The sequence below is a fragment of the Serratia sp. BW106 genome (assembly GCF_002607755.1).
Taxonomy (GTDB): domain Bacteria; phylum Pseudomonadota; class Gammaproteobacteria; order Enterobacterales; family Enterobacteriaceae; genus Serratia; species Serratia proteamaculans.
Genome location: NZ_MCGS01000025.1, coordinates 117 through 372, shown reverse-complemented (window position 1 = coordinate 372; position 256 = coordinate 117).

The window sequence follows — 256 nt, the reverse complement described above, 5'->3', positions numbered from 1 at the left end:
AGCCCAGCGGGCTGCTCCTTGCCCTTTTCTTTCCCCACTGCGTACCTCCTTTCCCACAGCATTATCCCCCGGTTCTGTTGATAACTCATTCCTGCTTTCAGAACCGCAACGCCCGCCGCAGTCTTATGACCGAACGTTAGTGAGCGAATGAGCGAGGAGGCGTCATTTCATCCGGATTTTCATTTCCCCCTGTCACACCTGAGCCTGATTTTACCGTATTCCCATGAACGTTTTGACCTGAATCCATCACCGCCGT